General features: G+C 46.2%; 2 protein-coding genes. Both read right to left on the reverse strand.

Features of this window, described 5'->3' with window-relative positions:
- Positions 1-642: peptidoglycan recognition protein family protein (locus WKI42_RS10510; protein ID WP_368081893.1), on the reverse strand; the 642-nt coding region annotated here is incomplete at its 3' end.
- Positions 642-807, reverse strand: a 166-nt coding sequence (locus WKI42_RS10515) for a phage holin, LLH family (protein WP_368081894.1), incomplete at its 5' end; no start/stop codon positions are given. The genes WKI42_RS10515 and WKI42_RS10510, both read right to left, overlap by 1 nt.

Consider the following 807-nt stretch of genomic DNA (forward strand, 5'->3'; position numbering starts at 1 on the left):
ATAGCCTGACCCGTCAAAGTAGTACCAGGTTCCGTTGACCTTCTCAAACTTGTCTTTTGGATAAGAGCCGTCTGAGTGTACGTACCAGTAGCCAGTATCGTTTTTCTTCCAGCCTGCTTCAATTATCAAGCCGTTTTCAATATCCTGCTTGAACTGTTCACGGCTAATGCCCCATTTGGCTAGATATGGATAAGGGTCAACGTGGTCTGAGTTGTTATTAGGTTGGTTATTGGTACAGTATTCATGCGTTTTGATACCTGCCAAGTCGTCTGTATCAAGTGTTTTCGGCAAACCTGCTTCATCTGCTAGATTTCGTAAAAGTTCGATATAAAGGCGATAGTCTGTCATGAACTCTTCTTTAGTTGAATGGCTTTCAATCAATTCAACTGCTGCATAGCTTTCCGCATTCCAACCGCCCCCAACATCCCAAGAGCCGTTGTTTACAGGGCCTACTTGCATGACACGGCCATTCCCAACAACGTGAGAGAAGAACCCAAGTTCAGGGTTCTTTCTATAGTGGTAGTCCGCCTCATTCTGAGCTGTTGAGTTGCGGTTGCCTGTTGAGTGGGCGTGGACTTGTCTATAAGGTTGCACTCCGACTTGTGGCAAGCCTGTACGTAGTCTGCTTGTATCGATATCCATTACTCTTGTCCTTTCCATGCGTCATTCATCTGCTTGACGGCTGACTCCACAAAGGTGTCCAAGTCTTTGTCCGTCATGCTGATGTTATATTTGGTCAGCTCTGCACGAATTTTAGCGCGAGCCTGTGCCAGTTTTTCATCGCCCTTGTAGCCAGTTTCAGTAGCT

It is taken from the genome of Streptococcus pseudopneumoniae (assembly GCF_038148935.1).
GTDB lineage: Bacteria > Bacillota > Bacilli > Lactobacillales > Streptococcaceae > Streptococcus > Streptococcus pseudopneumoniae_U.